The organism is Actinomadura sp. GC306, from assembly GCF_004348665.1.
Lineage (GTDB): Bacteria > Actinomycetota > Actinomycetes > Streptosporangiales > Streptosporangiaceae > Spirillospora.
Window position 1 is genome coordinate 1 of sequence record NZ_SMKM01000063.1, and the last position, 17719, is coordinate 17719.

The window sequence follows — 17719 nt, forward strand, 5'->3', positions numbered from 1 at the left end:
GTGTAGCGGAGCCCCGCCGGACTCATGATCGTGACGAAGTCGACGCCGGTGTCACGGCGGACGCGCTCGGCGAACGGCTGCAGGAGCCGGCTGGGATCGGACGTCGCGACCGCGACGCGGACGTTGTCGGCGTCGGCGATGCTCTTCGCGACCGCCGTCACCGTCTGCGCCGCCGCGTCGTCGGCGGACCGCCCGGCGTCCAGGTAGGCGATGGTCGCGCCCGCCGCCACCAGCAGCCCCACAATCGCCGCCTGCAGCACCAGCAGCTGCCGCGCCACACTCCAGCGGCCGGGAATCGTCCATGCGGGACGCCGCACGCGCGCACCTTTCGTCTCGGCCTCACCGTGAACGAAATGTACACAAGGGTGACCGGCGGTTCCGGCACCCGCATACTCACGGGTAAGGTTCCGAGCCCCCCGCCGATCAACGCTCGAACCTGCGCGGCCGCTCCCCCACGCAGGCGCCCACCGTGTGCATGTGCCCGCTCGCCGGCACATGGGCGCCTGCCCCAGGCGCGGGCGCCCGCCCGGAACCAGGAGAATGTGCGGGCCTGACCGGGCGGGCGCCGTGCCTGTTTATTTGCATTGCCCTTGGCGTCAGGCGCTAGAGCGCCTTCCTTCGGCGGGCACTGCGCGCGATCGCTGCATCGCTCCGAACTCGCCCTGGGGGCTCGCTGCGCGATCAGGTTTCTCGCAGGCTCGAAACCTGCCTTCGGACGCGATCGCAGGCGTTGAGGTTGTTGCGGGGTTGCTGCGGTGGCTGAGGTCCCCGCGCCCGGGAAAACGCATCCGCTTTGGCACTGGCGCGTCTGGCCTCAATCGGCACTGGGGCTCGCTGCGCGATCAGGTTTCTCGCAGGCTCGAAACCTGCCTTCGGACGCGATCGCAGGCGTTGAGGTCGTTGCGGGGTCGCGGGGCGGGTTACGCGGGGTCTGGTTGTGGGTGGTGGCGTCTTCCTGGGCGTGGGAGGTCTGGGTGGAAGCGGATTACTACCGGTAGGTCCGGCATGCCTACCGCCTCGCGGTAGCGCTCTACCGGGCCTGCGCCCAGTTCGCCGTAGACCTCGCTGATCAGTGTGTCGCCCGCGCAGGCCAGGCGCAGTCGCAGGCGGGGGCGGTCGGCCGTGCCGGTGAGGCGGACGCGGGAGTCGCGGACGCCGGGCATGGCTCGCGCCTCCCGGTTCAGGTCGTCGGCGGCGGCACGGGCGCGGACGCGGGTCTCCGGGTCGACGTCCGGCCACCAACGGTGGACGACCCTGCGGACCTGGACGACCAGCCACAACTGCCCGGCGAGCGCCAGGACCTCCGCGGTGCCCGCGGCGGCCGGTAGGAACCAGCCGTGGTTGCCGGTGAACCTGGCTAGTGCGGGGTCGAGCAGCGGACTGTCCGGGGCGCCGAGGCCGGCGGCGAGCGCAGCGGCGCCGCAGGCGAACAGGACGGCACCGGTTGCCGCGATCGCGAGGCGCATGTCAGTCCCTCCGCCAGCCGAGCCGGACGTCGACCCGCGGCCGGTGCATCGGCTCGATGCGGTCCAGCCGGGCCTCGACCGCCGCGCGGACGAGGTCCGCCAGGTTCGCCGGGTTGCGGTAGCCGGTGGTGACGCGGACGACGAGGACGCCGCGGAACGGCCGCGGGCCGCGCACCCGGGCGCGTTCGATGCCGGGGACGGCGAGCGCCGCGTCCGCGAGCGTCCGGCGCAGGGCGGTGCGGCCGAGGGCGCCCGCCTGCCGCGGGTCGGAGCCCGCCAGCGGGACGCCGCGCAGCCGCCCCGGCAGCGCCGCCAGCAGGAACCCCGCGCCGGTGAAGGTGATCGCACCCGCGACGGGAAGGGCGTCGTGCCAGGTGCGGCGCCGGAGCGCGTCCGCCAGCACGTCGACGCCCGGTACGGGGTGGACGCCGGAGCCGAGCGCGGCCGCCAGCAGTTCGACGGCGGCGACCCCGCAGGCCGTGGTCACCAGCAGCGCGGCGGCGAAGCCCGCGAACCCGCGGCGCGGGCGGAACTCGCGGACGGCGAGCCGCCGCGCCTGCCGCCTGTTGTGCTCGTCCTCGATCAGATCCCTGACCAGCGTCTCGGCCATAGCCACCCCCGTGAGCCATCGGCACGTCCGACATCATCACTCATGGTGCGGCAATGTCACGCGGAGTGAAACATGCCATGCCGACATCTCGCGCGTTCGGGGGTCAGCGGAAGACGACCGTGCGGTCCCCGTTGAGGAGGATGCGGTGCTCGCAGTGCCAGCGGACGGCGCGGGCCAGGGCGAGGCACTCGACGTCGCGTCCCACGGCCACCAGCTCCTCGGGGCTGTGGCCGTGGTCGACGCGGGCGACCTCCTGCTCGATGATCGGCCCCTCGTCCAGGTCGGCGGTGACGTAGTGGGCGGTCGCGCCGATCAGCTTCACGCCGCGCGCGTGCGCCTGGTGGTAGGGGCGGGCGCCCTTGAAGCTCGGCAGGAACGAGTGGTGGATGTTGATGATCGCGCCGGGCAGCTTGGCGCAGAAGTCGTCGGAGAGGATCTGCATGTACCGGGCGAGGACGACCAGGTCGGCGCGGTAGTGCTCGACCAGCGTCAGGATCTCGGCCTCCTGCGCGGCCTTGCCGCCCGGCCCGACCGGCAGGTGGTGGTAGTCGATCCCGTACGACTGGGTGAGCGGCCGCAGGTCGGGGTGGTTGGACGCGACCGCGACGATGTCGATGTCGAGCGAGCCGGAGCGCGTCCGGTACAGCAGGTCGTTGAGGCAGTGCCCGCCCTTCGACACCATGATCAGCACGCGCGGCCGGTCGGCGAGGGCGTGCAGCCGCCACTGGAGGCCGAGCTCGGGCACGAGGGACGCGAACGCGCCGCGCAGCTCGTCCGGGTCGGTGTCGTCCAGGGTCGCGAACTGCACGCGCATGAAGAAGGTGCCGGAGTCGCCGTCGCCGAACTGCTGGCTCTCCACGATGTTGCAGCCGCGCTCGGCCAGCAGCCCCGAGACTGCGGCGACGATGCCGGGCCGGTCGGGGCATGACAGGGTCAGCACATATTCGTTCAACGGTCTCAACTCTTACGCGATGGGACGGGGGTCCTGGCATGGAAGGGGCAGCTCAGGACCTGTTCCCATCGAGCTTACGCGGCGTGCGGCGTTCCGGCCGCCTTACCGCCGGGGACGGCGAGCCGGACGCCGGTGTCGTGGGCGGGGCCACTACCCGCGAGTAGTTTGGGGTGCCGCTTTGCGGTTACTTTGCTCCCATGCGGCGTATCGGGATCGTGGTACTGGCGGTCGCCCTCGTCCTCGCGGGCTGCACGACCGACACCGGCGACGGCGGCGAGGACGGGCGGCCCGGGAAGGTTGACGGCATCCCCACCGCGCAGGGCACGCACAAGCAGAAGCTCGACGTCGGGACGGTCGGGCACCGCGAGTACCTGCTGCACGTCCCGGCGAAGGTGGCCGACGGCGAGTGGCGGGACGGCAGGCCGGCCGAGAAGCCCGCGCTCGTCATCGCGCTGCACGGCGGGCTCGCCACGATGGACAAGATGGCGGAGATGTCCGGCTTCACCAAGCAGTCGGACGAGAACGGCTTCCTCGTCGCCTACCCCAACGGGTTCATGACGACGTGGAACGCCGGCGACTGCTGCGGCGCCGCGAAGCTCGGCGACATCGACGACGTCGGGTTCCTCACCAAGCTGATCGACAAGCTCACCGGCGCCGGGCTGGCCGACCCGAAGCGGGTCTACGTGACCGGCTTCTCCAACGGCGCCGGGATGGCGTACCGGATGGCCTGCGAGCGGCCGGGCAAGGTCGCGGCGATCGGGGTCGTGGAGGGCGCGCTGGTGACCGAGTGCGACCCCGGCGAGCCCGTCTCGGCGATGATCTTCCATGGGACGGCGGACGGCAGCGTCCCGTACAACGGCGGCGGGAACCGCGACTTCAACGACCGGCGGCCGTTCCCGCCCGTGTCCAAGGCGGTCGAGTTCTGGCGCCGGACCGCCGGGCTGCCCGAGCCGGACAAGCAGGTCAGGGCGCTGACCGGGGACACCGAGTGCCAGAGCACCGGCAAGGGCCGGCGGGGCGTCGCGGTGACCTTCTGCAAGATCAACGGGGGCGGGCACGAATGGCCGGACCGGGCCGGGGCGATGCTGTGGGACTTCTTCGCCGCCCACCCGCGCCCCGAATAGGCAGTACATGAAGGGATTTCACATTCGCGGATAGTGTGGCACTGTGATCCCCATGAACCTCCGGGACCGCTACGACGCCGCGACGGCCGGGATCGAGGCGCCGTTCGCCGTCGTCGACCTGGCGGCCTTCCGCGCCAACGCCGCCGGCCTCGTCCGCCGCGCGGCCGGCAAGCCGATCCGGGTGGCGAGCAAGTCGGTGCGCTGCCGGCCGCTGCTCGCGGACGTCCTCGCCATGGACGGCTTCGCCGGGGTCATGGCGTTCACGCTCCCCGAGGCCCTCTGGCTGGCCGCGGAAGGGGTCAGCGACGACATCCTCGTCGCCTACCCCACCACCGACCGGACCGCCATCGCCGCGCTCGCCGCCGACCCCGCCGCCGCCCGCACCGTCACCCTCATGGTCGACTCCGCCGAGCACCTCGACCTGATCGAGTCGGCCGGCGGCGGCCACGACGTGCGGGTCTGCATCGACGTCGACGCCTCCTACCGCCCGCTGGCCGGCCGCGTCCGGATCGGCGCGCTGCGGTCCCCGCTGCGCACCCCCGCCCAGGTCCGCGCGTTCGCCGAGGAGGTCCTCAAGCGGCCCTCGCTCCGGCTCGTCGGGCTGATGGCGTACGAGTCGCAGATCGCCGGCGTCGGGGACGTCCCGCCCGGCCGCCCCGCCCGCGGCCGCGTCATCCGCACCATGCAGCAGCGGTCCCGGCTGGAGCTGGCCCGCCGCCGCGCCGCGATCGTCCGCACCGTCGGGGAGCTCACCGAGCTGGAGTTCGTCAACGGCGGCGGCACCGGCAGCGTCGAGAAGACCGCCGCCGAACGCGCCGTCACCGAGGTCGCGGCGGGCTCCGGCCTCTACCAGCCGCACCTCTTCGACCAGTACTCCAACTTCAGCGGGCGGCCCGCCGCGCTCTTCGCCCTCCCGGTCGTGCGCCGCCCCGGCCCCGGCGTCGCGACTTGCCTCGGCGGCGGCTACCTCGCCTCCGGCCCCGCCGACGCCGTCCGCCTCCCCCAGCCCTACCTGCCGACCGGGCTCGGCTACGACGCCAACGAGGGCGCCGGCGAGGTGCAGACGCCCCTGGTCGGCCGCTCCGCCGACCTGCTCTCCATCGGCGACCGCGTCTGGTTCCGGCACACCAAGGCGGGCGAGCTCTGCGAGCGCTTCGACGCCCTGCACCTGATCGAGGACGACCGGGTCGTGCGCACGGTTCCCACCTACCGGGGCGAAGGCCGCACTTTCCTGTGAAGGGGGGCGACCCCCTTCGACCCCCGGGACGAGCCGGTCGATCCTCACGCCACCGTTGCGGTGTGTTGTGACCGTGCGGGTCAGTGAGGTGTCGCTGCGGTCGCCCGGCTCGGCGGGCCGTGCGACCTCCGCTCGCTGCACTCGCTCCAGCCACCCGACCCGTGACCTTGGCGGGGTTCCGGGGGCTTGGGCGGCGTCTAGGTTGGGCTTATGAGCGATGCTCCCTTGATCAGTGTCCGTGGCGAGGCCGTGCTGGAGGTCGAGCCGGAGATCGCGCGGCTGACGGTGCACGTCCAGTCGCAGGAGTCCGACCGGCGGGACGCCCTCGACCGGCTGACCGAGCGCAACCGGCGGTGCCTGGAGCTGGTCAGGTCGTACGGGGACGCCGTGGAGAAGCTGGAGACGGGCGGGTTGTCGATCGTCCCCATGCTGAAGTACCGGCGGCGGGAGGGCGACATCCGCGCCTACCGGGGGACCGTGCAGATCAGGATCGTGGTCGCGGACTTCGGGGTGCTCGGCGAGCTGGTCACCCGGCTCGGCGACCTGGAGCGCGTCTACGTGGACGGCCCGGAGTGGGCGCTGCGGCACGACAGCGAGGTGTACGGGCGGGCCGCGCGGCAGGCCGCCCACGAGGCCGTCGAGCGGGCCCGCCGCTACGCCGAGGCGCTCGGGTCCCGGCTCACCGGGCTCGTCGAGCTGGCCGACGAGGGGCTCGGCCGGGCCCAGGACGCGGGCGGCCCCGTCACGCTGGCCGCCGCGTACGGGGCGGCGGCCGCCGGGGCGCCGGACGAGCCCGAGCCGATCGACCTGGAGCCCGCGAAGCAGGTCGTGCGGGCCGCGGTCGAGGCCCGGTTCACCGTGTCGCCGCCGGACCTGGAGCCCCGGTGAAGATCGCGATCATCGGGGCCGGCAGCGGCTACATGCCGGGGGTGATCCGCGGCATCCTGCACCGCGCCGACGACCTGGCGGGCACCGAGCTGGCCTGCCACGACATCGACACCGGGAACCTGGTGACCATGACGCGGCTGGCCCGCGCCATGTTCTCCGCCGGGGGCGCCGCCGTCACCGTCTCGGCGCACACCGGCCTCAAGGCCGCGCTGGACGGCGCGTCCTACGTGTTCACGACGTTCCGTCCCGGCGGGCTCGCGGCGCGCCACCTCGACGAGTCGATCCCGCTGAGGCACGGCGTCGTCGGGCAGGAGACGGCCGGGCCCGGCGGCTTCCTGATGGCGCTGCGGTCCGTGCCCGTCCTGCTGGAGATCGCGGCCGCCGCGCCGGACGCGTGGATCGTCAACTACACCAACCCGACGAACGTCGTCACCGACGCCGTCGCACGCACCACCGGGGCGCGCATCATCGGGCTCTGCGACCAGGCCGTCGGCGACACCGAGATGTGGGCCGGCCTGCTGGGCCTGCCGTTCGAGGGGCTGGAGGCCGACTGGACCGGCCTCAACCACGCCACCTGGGCGCAGCGGCTCCGGCTCGACGGGCACGACCTCGACGTCCCGGCGCTGCTGGACGAGCTGGAGATCCCCGGCGGCGGTGCGACGCCGTGGCGCGACCCGTCCCGCATGGCCGAACTCGCCAAGACGCTCGGGTTCCTGCCGAACTCCTACGCCAAGTACTACTTCTTCCACGACGAGGTGGTCGCGGAGCTGCGGGAGAAGGGCACGACCCGCGCGCAGGACATCCTCGCCATGCTCCCCGCCTACTACGAGCAGGTCGCCGCCGAGTCGCGCAAGGCCGACCCCGACCCGTCCCGCGAGCGCGGCGGCGGGGAGCACGGCGAGTTCGCCGTGGACGTCATCTGCGCCCTGCACCGCGACGAGGGCCGCCGGATGATCGTCAACACGCGCAACAACGGCGCGATCCCGTCCCTGGACGCGGACGCGATCGTCGAGGTGCCCTCGCTCGTCGAGCGCGCCGGCCCGGTCCCGCTGACGATGGGGCCGCTGCCCGGGCCGGTGCGCGGGCTCACCCAGGCCATCCACGCCTACGAGCGGCTCGCGTCCGAGGCGGCCGTCACCGGCGACCGCCGGACCGCCCTGCAGGCCCTCATGGCGCACCCGTTCGTCCGCAGCAAGCACACGGCCGAGAAGATCCTGGACGAGGGCCTGGCCGCCCACCGCGACCACCTGCCGCAGTTCACCTGACCGTGACCTCGTCCGCCTGAACGAGGGGCGCCGTCCGCCCGTATCCAAGGGTGTGGGAGGAACGGACTGCGGGGAGTACCGCATCGGCCTCGGCGTCTACGCCCTCGGACGGCTGCCGGGCGCCGAGGCCGACGAGCTGTCGGCGCACCTGCGCGACTGCCCGTCCTGCCGCGCGGAACTCGCGGAGCTGCGCGAGGTCGCCGAACTGCTCGCCCGCAGCGTCCCGCAGCCGGCCGCGCACCGCCCCGCGACGCGCAGAGGCGCCGGCCGCAGACCGCGGACCGGCGCCTCCCTGAAGGGTCTCAACGGCGCCTGCGCCTACGGCTCCAGAGGACCAGGGCGGCCACGGTGACGGCGCCGACGCCCGCGAGCACCACCCGCTTGTCGAGCCCGCCGCCCTCGGGGCCGGCGTCGTCCGACGGCGCACCGACCAGCGCACCGACGACCTTGGCGACCTGACCCGCCTCCTCTTTCAGCCGGTCGGCGCCCCGCCGCGCGACGTTCTTCGGATTGACCCGGTCGGCGACCTCGTCGACCGTGCGGGCGAGCTCCTGGAGGTTGCGCTCGATGTACCTGTCCAGCGCCTCCGGGTCGCCGGGCCTGTCGTCCATGCCGTGTCCTTATCGTGTGGGGCGGAACCGTGTCCAGCGAAGCATGATCCGGACAGTCTCGCAGGTCTTCCCCCGCAACGCCCGGCACACCCCCCGGCCCGGTACGGTTGAGGCCACCATCCGAGCGAAAGGCGGGACAGGGTGTCCGAGCGGCTGCAGCCGGGCGACGTCGCCCCCGAGTTCGAGCTTCCCGACGCCGACGGGACCCCGGTGTCGCTGGCGTCGCTGCGCGGCAGGCGCGTGATCCTGTACTTCTACCCGGCGGCGATGACCCCCGGCTGCACGAAGGAGTCGGTCGACTTCGAGGGCAGCCTCGGCGACCTCGACGCCGCGGGCGTCACCGTGGTGGGCGTCTCCCCCGACAAGCCCGCCAAGCTCGCGAAGTTCCGCGAGAAGGAGGGCTTGACCTTCCCGCTGCTGTCCGACCCGGACGCCGAGGTCCTCAAGGCGTACGGCGCGTACGGCGAGAAGAAGCTGTACGGCAAGGTCGTCGTAGGCGTGATCCGCTCCACCTTCCTCATCGACGCCGACGGCCGGATCGAGAAGGCGTACTACAACGTGAAGGCCACCGGCCACGTCGACCGCCTCCGCCGCGACCTCGGCATCTGACCCGGGTATCGGCGTCGGTAGCAGAGCCCGCCGTACACAGCGGCCGGCCCGCGTCGCGGGCCGGCCTTCGCACGTGGCGGGGCCTTCGCACGTGGCGGGGTGCGGGCGGGGGGATTCGAACCCCCACGGTGTCTCCACCAACAGGACCTAAACCTGCCGCGTATACCTGGTTTCGCCACGCCCGCCTGGGCCTCCCGCCGGAGGCGAGTTCAGCTTAGCGGCTCGGTCCGCGGGGAGCGCGGCGGTTCCGGCGCGGCGCGTGCGGGACGGCGCGGCCACGGCGACGGCGGACGCGGCCGGCGCGATCGACGCGGTCGGCGCGACCGGCATCGCCGCCTGGTCGCCGGCGGCGAATGCCGGTAACGGACAGTTCGGTGTCGGAATTGCGGACAATGGCCCGCGACTTTTCCCCGCATAATTTGCAAAACGCGCTCGGCAGGGTCGCCGCGGGCGGCCTAGGCTTGGTGGATCCGGCCGTCGGCACAGGCGGTGACGCCATGATCGCAAGTTCGCCCGGGGACGTGCTGCACGCCTCCTTCACGCACCGCCTGCTGCCCTACGACGGCGCGGACCGGTTCCTCGACGGCGCGCTCCCCTTCCTCGCCGGCGGGCTCGACGCCGGCGACCGCGTCATCGCCGTCTGCGGCACCGGGCAGGAGATGCTGCTGCGCGACGCGCTCGGCCCCGCCGACGCGGCCGTCGAGTTCCGCGAGCCCCGCGACTGGTACGGCCACCCGGCGCGGACGCTGGCGGACTGCCTCAGCGCGGCCGACGACGCCGCCGGGCGGGGCCGCCGGCTGCGCGTCCTCGGCGAGCCGGTGTGGACGGCGCGGACCCCGCTGGAGACCGTCGAGTGGCAGCGGATCGAGGCCGTCGCCAACGTCGCGTTCCGGGAGACCGGTGCCTCGCTCATGTGCCCGTACTCGACGTCGCTGCCGGCGGGCATCGTCGCGGCGGCCCGCAAGACCCACCCGGAGACCGTGCGCGGCGGCCGCGCCGTGGCCAACCCCGGTTTCGTCGACCCGTGGTCCTACTGCGCGCAGTGCGACCGCGAGCCGCTGCCCGCGGCGCCGCCGGACGCCGAGACGCTGGAGCTCGACAAGGCCGACCTGTACTGGCTGCGGGCCTACGTGTCGGAGTACGCGCGCCGGACGCCGCTCCCCGAGGAGGACCTCCAGCGGCTCCTCGTCGCGGTCACCGAGGTCGTCACGAACGCGATGCGGCACGGCGCCCCGCCGATCGTCCTGCGCATGTGGACGGAGCCGGGCCCCGGGCCCGCCCTCGTGTGCGAGGTCGCCGACGAGGGCCGGTGGGCGCCCGGGACCGGCTACGGGCTCATCCCGCCGCGGCTCGGGGGCACCGCGTCCGGGAGCCGGTTCGGGCTGTGGGCCGTGCGGCTGCTGTGCACGGCCGTGCAGATCAGGACGGGCGAGGGCGGCAGCACCGTCCGGCTCCGGCTCGCGCTTCCCGGCGCGGCCGGCGGCGGCCCTCGGACGGAGAGTGAGGGGCTACGTGCGTTGGGCTTCCAAAACCCACCGAGCGGCGTACGCTGAACACACACCAAGCGATCCGGATGGGCAGGCCATGGAGACACCCTGGTTCGCCGAACGTCCCGTCGGAGAAGTCCGGCCGGGAGATCACGGCTGGCTGGCCTACAGCGGTTCCGAGGAGCGCGACCAGGTCATCGGGACCTTCGTGCGGGAGGGGCTGCGCACCACCGAGAAGGTCGTCTACGTCACCGACGCCCCGGCCCACCGGCTGCCCGGCGTCGGCCCGGGGCACGGGATCGACGTCGACGCCTACAGCCGGGCGGGCCAGCTCCGGGTGCTCCCCCGGCGGGAAGCCTGCCTGGACCGGCGGGGCCGGTTCGAGCCCGCCATGATGCTGGACACGTTCGGCCGCGAGGTCGAGACGGCGCTCGACGAGGGATTCCGCGCCGTCCGCATCACCACCGACTACAGCTGGCTGCTGCAGCCGCCCGGCCCGCCCGACCTGGCCCGGATGCTGGGGTGCGAGCACCGGGTCGGCAACGCGGTGTCGCCGAGCACGATGGTGATGGCGATCTGCCAGATCGACCGGCACGCGTGCCCGCCGGACGAGCTCGCCGCCCTGCGCGACACACACGAGGTCCTCGTGGAAGTGAACCCCGAATACGACGACGGAGTCCTGAAGATAGTGCGCACGTTCGACCCCGACGGGCTGCGGCTCGAAGGCGAACTGGACGCCGCGCGGCACTCGGTGTTCGCCGAGAAGCTCGCCCAGGTCGGCACCGACCGCCGCGGCGTCCACCTCGACCTGTCCCGGCTCGGCTTCATCGACCTCGGCGGCCTGCACCTGCTGGCCCGGCACGCCACCGGGCTGCCCGCCGACGAGCCGCTCGTCCTCGACCATCTGGCACCCGACGTGGAGAACGTCATCGAGATGGTCGGCTGGCACCGGCTGCCGGGCCTCGTGCGCGGCGGCCACCGGAGCTCCCCCGACGCGGAGGGCACCCTCTGATGGCCATGGAGCACAGAGCCTTCTTCTACCGGGGCACCGACGACTTCCTGTCGGTCACCGTGCCGTACCTGGAGTCCGGGCTGGCCGCCGGGCAGGCCGTCGTCGCCGTCCTGCCCGAGCCGAACCTGACCGCCCTCCGGGACGCCTTCGGCGAGTCCGCGCACCGGATCCTGTTCGCCGACTCGGCGGACTTCTACCGCCATCCCGTCCGCACCCTGGGCGAGTACCAGAGCGTCGTGAAGCAGAGCGCGCCGCGCCGCGTCTGCGCGCTGGCCGAACCCGTCTGGACGGGCTGGGACGAGCGGCAGACACAGGAGTGGGTCCGCTACGAGTCGCTCATCAACGTGGTGTTCCACGGGACGGGCGCGCGGGCGCTGTGCCCGTACGACACCGGCACGCTGCCGCCCGGCGTCGTCGCGAAGGCGAGACGGACCCATCCCCGGCTGGTGTCGTCCGGGCGCGACGACCTGAACCACGAGTACGTCGACCCGGAGGCGTTCGGGGCGGGCTGCGACCGCGCGCCCCGCTCCCCGCGCCCCGGCGACGCCGAGTACCTCCCCATCGACGGCGAGGACCTGCACGTCCTGCGGGCGTTCGTCGGCGAGCGCGCCACCGGGCACGGCCTCGCGAAGCGGGCGGCGCAGGGCCTCGTCACCGCCGCGAACGAGGTCGCCGCCAACGCGCTGCAGCACGGCGCGCCGCCGGTCGGCCTGTGGCTGTGGCGGGACGGCGACGACATCGTCTGCGAGATCGGCGACGGCGGCTGCTGGCGTCCGTCCCCCAGCCCGCTGACGGGCTTCATCCCGCCGGACACGGCCCTCCAGCGCGGCTTCGGCCTCTGGACCGTCCGCCTCCTGGTCGACCTGATGGACATCCGCGCCGGCTGGGACGGCACCTTCGTCCGCCTCAGCGTCTCCCGCAACACCCCGGAATCGGCCGCCGGGTAGGTCTAGGCCGGCCGGAACGGCACCTTCGTCCGCCTCGGCGTCTCCCGCAACACCCCGGAGCGAGCCGCCGCGTAGGGCTGGGCCGACCGGGACGGCACCTTCGACCGCCTCAGCGTCTCCCGCGACCCCCGAACCGGCCGCCGGGCAGGGGGCCTAGGTCAGGTCGGCGGCGGCGATGATGCCGGCGAGGGCGCGGAACGCCTCGCCGCGGTGGCTGATGGCGTCCTTCTCCTCCGGGGCCATCTCCGCGGTCGTGCGGGTCTCGCCGTCCGGGACGAAGACCGGGTCGTAGCCGAAGCCGCCGGTGCCGCGCGGCTCGCGGATCAGCGCGCCGCGCATCCGCCCCTCGGCACCGTGCTCGGCGCCGCCGGGGACGACGAGCACCGCCGCGCACACGAAGGCCGCGCCGCGCGCCTCGTCGGCCACGTCCGCGACCTGGTCGAGCAGCAGCTGCAGGTTGGCGGTGTCGCGGTCGCCGGCGGCGGCGCCGAACCGTCCCGACCAGCGGGCCGACAGGACGCCGGGCATGCCGTTCAGCGCGTCCACGCACAGCCCGGAGTCGTCGGCGACCGCGGGCAGGCCGGTGAACGCGGCGATCGCGCGGGCCTTCAGCAGCGCGTTGCCCTCGAACGTCAGCTCGGTCTCGGCCACGTCGGGCGCGCCGGGGAACTCGTCGAGGCCGACGATGTCGAACCCGCCGAGGATCCGGCGCAGCTCCGCGACCTTGCCCGGGTTGTGGCTCGCGAGGACGATCCGGCTCATCGCGCCAAAGCCTCCTGCTGCAGCCGGGTCAGCTCGGCGCAGCCACCCGCCGCGAGGTCGAGCAGCGCGTCCAGCTCGGAGCGGTCGAACGGGGTGCCCTCGGCGGTGCCCTGCACCTCGACGAACCGCCCGTCGCCGGTGCAGACCACGTTCATGTCGGTCCCGGCGGCGGAGTCCTCCTCGTAGCAGAGGTCGAGGCGGGGCTCCCCGTCCACGACGCCGACGCTGATCGCCGACACCGACGCGATCAGCGGGTCGCCCTTGAGCAGCTTGCGCTCGCGCATCCAGCTCACCGCGTCGGCCAGCGCGACGTAGGCGCCCGTGATCGCCGCGGTGCGGGTGCCGCCGTCGGCCTGCAGGACGTCGCAGTCGAGCTGGACGGTGTTCTCCCCCAGCGCCTTGAAGTCGAGGCACGCCCGGACGGAGCGACCGATCAGCCGGGAGATCTCGTGGGTCCGCCCGCCGATCCGCCCCTTGACCGACTCGCGGTCGTTGCGGGTGTTGGTGGCGCGCGGCAGCATCGAGTACTCGGCGGTGACCCAGCCGAGGCCGCTGTCGCGGCGCCACCGGGGCACCGAGTCCTGCACGGACGCCGCGCACAGCACCCGGGTCGCACCGAACTCGATCAGCACCGACCCTTCGGCGTGGTCGAGCCACCCGCGCTGGATGCGGACGGGACGAAGCTGGTCGTTCAAACGATCATCGGGCCGAGGCATGCCCCAACCCTAGTGGCAGCACATCGCCAGAACCGACTCACCACCTGTTGACACCCGCACATCGATGAGATGCTCTTGCAAAGACCTTTTCTCACCGAGTGAGCGGCTGGGAAGCATGCCAGTAGAGATCGAACGCAAGTTCCTCCTCGGCGCGGAGCCGGACTGGTCGCATCCGGCACTTCGCGGCGCCGACGTCATCGAGTACGAGCAGATTTATTTGAAGGTCGACGGCCCCGACCAGCTGCGAATCCGCCGGGGTGTGAGCAGGTCCTGCACCGCCTACCGTCTGGCCCGGTTGCACCGGTTGTCCGATGGGGTACGAGAGGTTGAGGAAAAGGAGCTCGGCGGCGAGGAGTACGAAACGCTCCGGCGCGACCGGGACCCGAGCCGCGAGATCATTTCGAAGATGCGGCACTGTTTTGATTGGCGAGGCCAGTTCTTCGAACTGGACACCATTCGCCGGCCTGCCAGCCGCGCCTGCTTCCTGCTGGAACTCCAGGTCGAAAGCATGGAACAGAGCATCAGCCTGCCGGATTTTCTGGTCATCGACCGCGAGGTCACGACGGACGTGTCCTTCTCCAACGCCATGATCGCGCTCGGCTGACGCTGCGGCCTCACTCTTCTGGAGGCTTCATGACCCGCTACCGGCTGGCCGCACGGCTGGCGGACCAACTGCGATCAACGTCCGCCCAGACCGGGGACCGGCTGCACTCGGCACTCGTCCCCTTCGCCGCGCCCGGCACCGTCCGCGACCTCCTGCGCGGGGCACTGCGCGACGAGCACTGGCTGGACGCGGTGCACGCCGGTTCCTACCGACATCCCAACGGTTTCGACAAGATCGTCTTGTTCGCGGATCGCGAGTATCAACTCCGCCTGCATGTCTGGCGCGAGAACGCACGGGAGACCGCGGTCGAGAACATCCATAATCACCGCTGGGACTTCTCGTCCGTGATCGTTCTCGGCGGTTACCGATTCCAGGAGTTCATCCCGGACCCGGCCGGCCGTCGGTTCCATGCCTACGGCTACACGTCAGAACGCGGAGCGGCGGCCTACTCGCTGAAACCACTCGGCCAGCGGGGCCTCACCCGGTCGTTTGACGCACGTCTATGCGCAGGTACGTCCTACACGCTCACGTCCGACGTCTTTCACCGGGTCTCGAACACTCCCGGGCAGTTCACCGTGAGCCTCGTCCTCCAAGGTCCGCACCGACCGGACTCCAGTGTCCTCGTCTTCGCGGAGGAGAATCTCCCATCGGGTCGGCCGCTCCCCCGCCCGGGATTCTCAAGGGACTCCCTACGCCGGTTGCTCTCGGACCTCATCGACGAACTGGCGGATCCTCTTTCCGCGTGATCAGGCCGTCGCCTGCGGCGACTCGACGAGCTCCAGCAGTTCCCAGGCCAGCTCCCGGCTTCGCGCAGCGACGAACGACACGGGTGTGCCGTACATGGAGCCGTGGGCAGTGAGCGGGGCACCTGACAGATCCAGGACATGGCCACCGGCCGCGGTCACCAGCAGGATTCCGCCACCTACGTCGAGCAGGTCGCCCCGATGGCAGATCATGCCGTCCAGTTGCCCCACCGACAGGAGAGCGAGGTCCAGCGCCGGCGCCCACATCGACAGGGTGCGTTTGCAGCGCCCACCCAGCGCTTCGTGCATACGGTCGCCCCAGATACGTCCGGCCGTCGAGTAGTTCGTCACCAGGGAGACCGTCGACCGCTGCAAGGGCACCGGTTGATGATGGGCCGCCTCGCCAGGCGGCACCGCCTGGGTCGCGATGAATTCACGCTGGAGCAGTGGATCGACGACGAGCGCCAGGACCGGCCGTTTCCGCCGGAAGAGTGTGATCGCCACCGCGCAATGCGCAATGCCGTAGGCGAAGTTGTTGGTTCCATCGAGCGGATCGATCATCCAGACGAACTCGGTGTCGGGCCACTCCCCGGCAGGCCCCTCTTCCGCGAGCACACCGTGGCCGGGGAACTCCCTGGCGAGCGTGTCGATGATGCGGCGCTGCGCCTCAAGGTCCGCAGGCAGTTGCACGTCATGGGCGCCTCGGTAGCGCTTCTCCGCCGGACGGCCGAACTGTTCCCGGAGATAGGCGCCGGTCACCCGGGCGCAGGTGAGCGCGACCCTGGCCTCCCGCTCCCAACCATCGTTCCGGAACGGTTCTGACTCGGACACGATCACTCAGCCTCCCGTACGCCGACCGGCGCGCCTGTTCCTCCAAACTCGATACTCCTCGCCGACCACGTTCGGCGCCACGGCCACGAGCAGCGTCACCAACAGTGTCGCCGCCCAGGCCCAGATCTTGTCGGCGTTCGAGGAGGTCAGCAGTTCCTGGAAGACATCGAGCTGGTTGAGCGTGACGAGCGCAACGACGACGGTCAGCACGGACAGCCACGCTGTCTGGAACCAGCGCCGCCTCTCCCTCGCGGGGGTCCGGTCTCGCCCGGCCACCACCGCCACCGCACAGCTTTCCAAAGCCACGCTCTCCTCGGACCGGTACGGCTCCAGCACCATCGGTTCCACGTCGTTCCGCGCGGTGTCCATGACCGTGCGGAGCGCGTAGAGCGCATCGTGCGTCGCCCACATGACCCGCGATCCGGGAGTCAGCGAACACCGCCAGGCACCGTCCGGGTCCTGCAGCCTGAGAAGCCTGTCGGTGCCGGTGAGGACGATCGGGTCACTGAGGTCCGCACCCGCCATCGTCAGCGCGGCGAGCGCCCACGGCGTTGCGAAGTGCCGAAAGTCCAGACGAGAGGAGGTCCGGGGGTTGATCAGCGAGGTGTGAGCGGTGCCCTCCCATGGCTCCTCCTTATCGGGATCGAAGCACGAACGCAGATAGGCGACGCCACGCTGGACCGCGGGGTCGTTCGGCGCCACACCCGCGGTGAGGAGCGCGACGAGCGTGTAGGCGGTGTAGGCAGGCGACGAGCTCTGCGTGCGGCCCCCGATGGCGGGCAATGCACCCCAGCCGCCGTCCTCGTGCTGGGCGGCCCGCAGCCACGCGACGCCCTTCGCGGTGTCGCTGCGCCCGTATCGCGCGAGCACCCGCACGGCGCACGTGGTCGGGAAGACCTGGGGTTCGGGCGCGGTGCCCTCGACCGGCGCGGCGGACGCCCACCCCCCGTCCTGCTGCAGGGATTCCAGCCAGCCGAGGCCGGCGGCGACGACCGGGTCGGAGTCCGAGCGTCCTATACCGTGCAGGGCCCAGAGGACGGCGCAGGTGCTCTCGGTGACAGACTGATCGGAATGCGCTCCGACGAGGGATTTGCGCACCTGCCATCCCCCGTCGGAATTCTGCATGCTCTCCAGCGATTCCACCGGTTTTTCCAGCTGATCGCCGGTGACGCCGGCGTGGACGTGGGCGAGAATTCCCTCGGCGGTGGAGAGCAGGCCCAGGGAATGCCCGTCCATGTACAGATTCCAACCCCACCGATGGTCCTCGATGGATCGATGGTTCTCCAGATAGAGCAGCGACTTGTCGACGGCGTCCCGCACCCGGAGCGGCAGTTCCCGCGCGACGATGGTCGCCCGGTACCAGCTGAGCGCGGTCGCGAACAGCGTCGCACGTTCGACATCGCCGCTGCGCGCCGTCAGCTCGTTGATCGACATTATGCGGCATCTCGTCCCCGCGCCCGAGAGCTCCTGCGGTCCTCGCGCCACCGCGCAGACGGTCAGGCACGGCCGGTGCGTCCCAGGTTCGGCGGCGAGGAGCCCGATGTATTCGACGTCGAGACCGAATTGCTCTTTCGTCGCCCTCGTTACCAGGGCCCCGAGACCAGATGCGCCGGCGTCGCGGGTGGCGGCCCGATCCAACCGCAACCGCAACGGCAGGAGATCGGTTCCGACCGCTCGGACGACGAAAGCCTCCCTGTTCTCGGCATAAAGGACTAGTTCCAGCGACCGGCCCCGGTCATCCAGACGATTTTCCTCGCGTCCCCCATCGTTCACGACCGCTCCCGCGCCTTGGCTCGGCACACACGAGGGCGTGCATCACTTTTTGTTCCGTCGTCATGATTTCACGCCACCCCCA

General features: G+C 72.0%; 19 protein-coding genes, 1 tRNA gene and 1 pseudogene. 11 read left to right on the forward strand and 10 right to left on the reverse strand.

Annotated elements, in window-relative coordinates:
- The 4 genes and pseudogenes from E1200_RS34355 to purU all read right to left on the reverse strand — a co-directional run.
- Nucleotides 1-317: pseudogene (locus E1200_RS34355) on the reverse strand (histidine kinase); the annotation flags it as partial.
- A gap of 603 nt (nucleotides 318-920) precedes the next feature.
- The gene (locus E1200_RS12010) at nucleotides 921-1466 is read right to left on the reverse strand and encodes a hypothetical protein (RefSeq protein ID WP_131951935.1); all 546 of its coding nucleotides are present in this window, start codon (nucleotides 1464-1466) and stop codon (nucleotides 921-923) included.
- A 1-nt stretch (nucleotide 1467) separates the two neighbouring features.
- Complete coding sequence (locus tag E1200_RS12015) at nucleotides 1468-2076, reverse strand: DUF6286 domain-containing protein (protein ID WP_131951936.1); 609 nt, start codon at nucleotides 2074-2076, stop codon at nucleotides 1468-1470.
- A 103-nt stretch (nucleotides 2077-2179) separates the two neighbouring features.
- Entirely contained in the window at nucleotides 2180-3028 is an 849-nt protein-coding gene (purU, locus tag E1200_RS12020) for a formyltetrahydrofolate deformylase (RefSeq protein WP_131951937.1), read from the reverse strand.
- Between the two features lie 197 nt (nucleotides 3029-3225).
- Between purU and E1200_RS12025 the strand changes: the two genes are divergently transcribed.
- From E1200_RS12025 to E1200_RS12045, 5 genes are all read left to right on the forward strand, one after another.
- Nucleotides 3226-4152: a PHB depolymerase family esterase gene (locus E1200_RS12025; protein WP_131951938.1), complete on the forward strand. Its 927-nt coding sequence runs from the start codon at nucleotides 3226-3228 to the stop codon at nucleotides 4150-4152.
- Between the two features lie 52 nt (nucleotides 4153-4204).
- Nucleotides 4205-5389 carry an amino acid deaminase/aldolase gene (locus E1200_RS12030; protein ID WP_131951939.1) on the forward strand — a complete coding sequence of 395 codons (1185 nt, stop codon included), beginning with the start codon at nucleotides 4205-4207 and terminating at the stop codon, nucleotides 5387-5389.
- Between the two features lie 210 nt (nucleotides 5390-5599).
- Nucleotides 5600-6277 (forward strand): SIMPL domain-containing protein, encoded by a 678-nt coding sequence (locus E1200_RS12035; protein WP_131951940.1) that lies wholly within the window; start codon nucleotides 5600-5602, stop codon nucleotides 6275-6277.
- Nucleotides 6274-7542 (forward strand): glycoside hydrolase family 4, encoded by a 1269-nt coding sequence (locus tag E1200_RS12040; protein ID WP_131951941.1) that lies wholly within the window; start codon nucleotides 6274-6276, stop codon nucleotides 7540-7542. Before E1200_RS12035 ends, E1200_RS12040 begins: the two co-directional genes overlap by 4 nt.
- Before the next feature lie 52 nt (nucleotides 7543-7594).
- Nucleotides 7595-7894 carry a zf-HC2 domain-containing protein gene (locus tag E1200_RS12045; protein WP_207933307.1) on the forward strand — a complete coding sequence of 100 codons (300 nt, stop codon included), beginning with the start codon at nucleotides 7595-7597 and terminating at the stop codon, nucleotides 7892-7894.
- Here the strand turns inward: E1200_RS12045 and E1200_RS12050 are convergent.
- Complete coding sequence (locus E1200_RS12050; RefSeq protein ID WP_131951942.1) at nucleotides 7845-8153, reverse strand: DUF3618 domain-containing protein; 309 nt, start codon at nucleotides 8151-8153, stop codon at nucleotides 7845-7847. The two genes, E1200_RS12045 and E1200_RS12050, sit on opposite strands and share 50 nt — an antisense overlap.
- Before the next feature lie 141 nt (nucleotides 8154-8294).
- Here E1200_RS12050 and bcp point away from each other — a divergent pair, with 141 nt between their 5' ends.
- On the forward strand, nucleotides 8295-8762 hold the full coding sequence (bcp, locus tag E1200_RS12055; protein WP_131951943.1) for a thioredoxin-dependent thiol peroxidase: 468 nt from the start codon (nucleotides 8295-8297) through the stop codon (nucleotides 8760-8762).
- Between the two features lie 100 nt (nucleotides 8763-8862).
- On the opposite strand, the gene E1200_RS12060 is transcribed toward bcp, so the two are convergent.
- A tRNA-Leu gene (locus tag E1200_RS12060) sits at nucleotides 8863-8947 on the reverse strand.
- Nucleotides 8948-9259: 312 nt separating this feature from the next.
- On the opposite strand from E1200_RS12060, the gene E1200_RS12065 reads away from it, so the two are divergent.
- From E1200_RS12065 to E1200_RS12075, 3 genes are read left to right on the forward strand one after another with little or no spacing between them, the layout of a single operon-like run.
- Nucleotides 9260-10315, forward strand: a complete 1056-nt coding sequence (locus E1200_RS12065; protein WP_243708497.1) for a sensor histidine kinase — start codon at nucleotides 9260-9262, stop codon at nucleotides 10313-10315.
- A gap of 31 nt (nucleotides 10316-10346) precedes the next feature.
- Nucleotides 10347-11261, forward strand: a complete 915-nt coding sequence (locus tag E1200_RS12070; RefSeq protein WP_131951944.1) for an MEDS domain-containing protein — start codon at nucleotides 10347-10349, stop codon at nucleotides 11259-11261.
- 5 nt (nucleotides 11262-11266) lie between these two features.
- Entirely contained in the window at nucleotides 11267-12208 is a 942-nt protein-coding gene (locus E1200_RS12075; protein WP_243708498.1) for an anti-sigma factor RsbA family regulatory protein, read from the forward strand.
- Between the two features lie 153 nt (nucleotides 12209-12361).
- Here the strand turns inward: E1200_RS12075 and rdgB are convergent, their stop codons facing one another.
- Both rdgB and rph read right to left on the reverse strand, forming a co-directional pair.
- Entirely contained in the window at nucleotides 12362-12970 is a 609-nt protein-coding gene (gene rdgB, locus E1200_RS12080; protein ID WP_131951946.1) for an RdgB/HAM1 family non-canonical purine NTP pyrophosphatase, read from the reverse strand.
- Nucleotides 12967-13686: a ribonuclease PH gene (rph, locus tag E1200_RS12085; RefSeq protein WP_131951947.1), complete on the reverse strand. Its 720-nt coding sequence runs from the start codon at nucleotides 13684-13686 to the stop codon at nucleotides 12967-12969. Before rph ends, rdgB begins: the two co-directional genes overlap by 4 nt.
- Nucleotides 13687-13801: 115 nt before the next feature.
- Here rph and E1200_RS12090 point away from each other — a divergent pair, with 115 nt between their 5' ends.
- Both E1200_RS12090 and E1200_RS12095 read left to right on the forward strand, forming a co-directional pair.
- The gene (locus tag E1200_RS12090; protein ID WP_131951948.1) at nucleotides 13802-14290 is read left to right on the forward strand and encodes a hypothetical protein; all 489 of its coding nucleotides are present in this window, start codon (nucleotides 13802-13804) and stop codon (nucleotides 14288-14290) included.
- A 29-nt stretch (nucleotides 14291-14319) separates the two neighbouring features.
- Nucleotides 14320-15036, forward strand: coding sequence for a hypothetical protein (locus E1200_RS12095; RefSeq protein ID WP_131951949.1), 717 nt, complete (start codon nucleotides 14320-14322; stop codon nucleotides 15034-15036).
- Here E1200_RS12095 and E1200_RS12100 read toward each other — a convergent pair whose 3' ends face one another.
- Complete coding sequence (locus E1200_RS12100) at nucleotides 15037-15870, reverse strand: inositol monophosphatase (protein ID WP_131951950.1); 834 nt, start codon at nucleotides 15868-15870, stop codon at nucleotides 15037-15039.
- Nucleotides 15871-17637, reverse strand: a complete 1767-nt coding sequence (locus E1200_RS12105; RefSeq protein ID WP_131951951.1) for a prenyltransferase/squalene oxidase repeat-containing protein — start codon at nucleotides 17635-17637, stop codon at nucleotides 15871-15873.
- Between the last annotated feature and the right edge of the window lie 82 nt (nucleotides 17638-17719).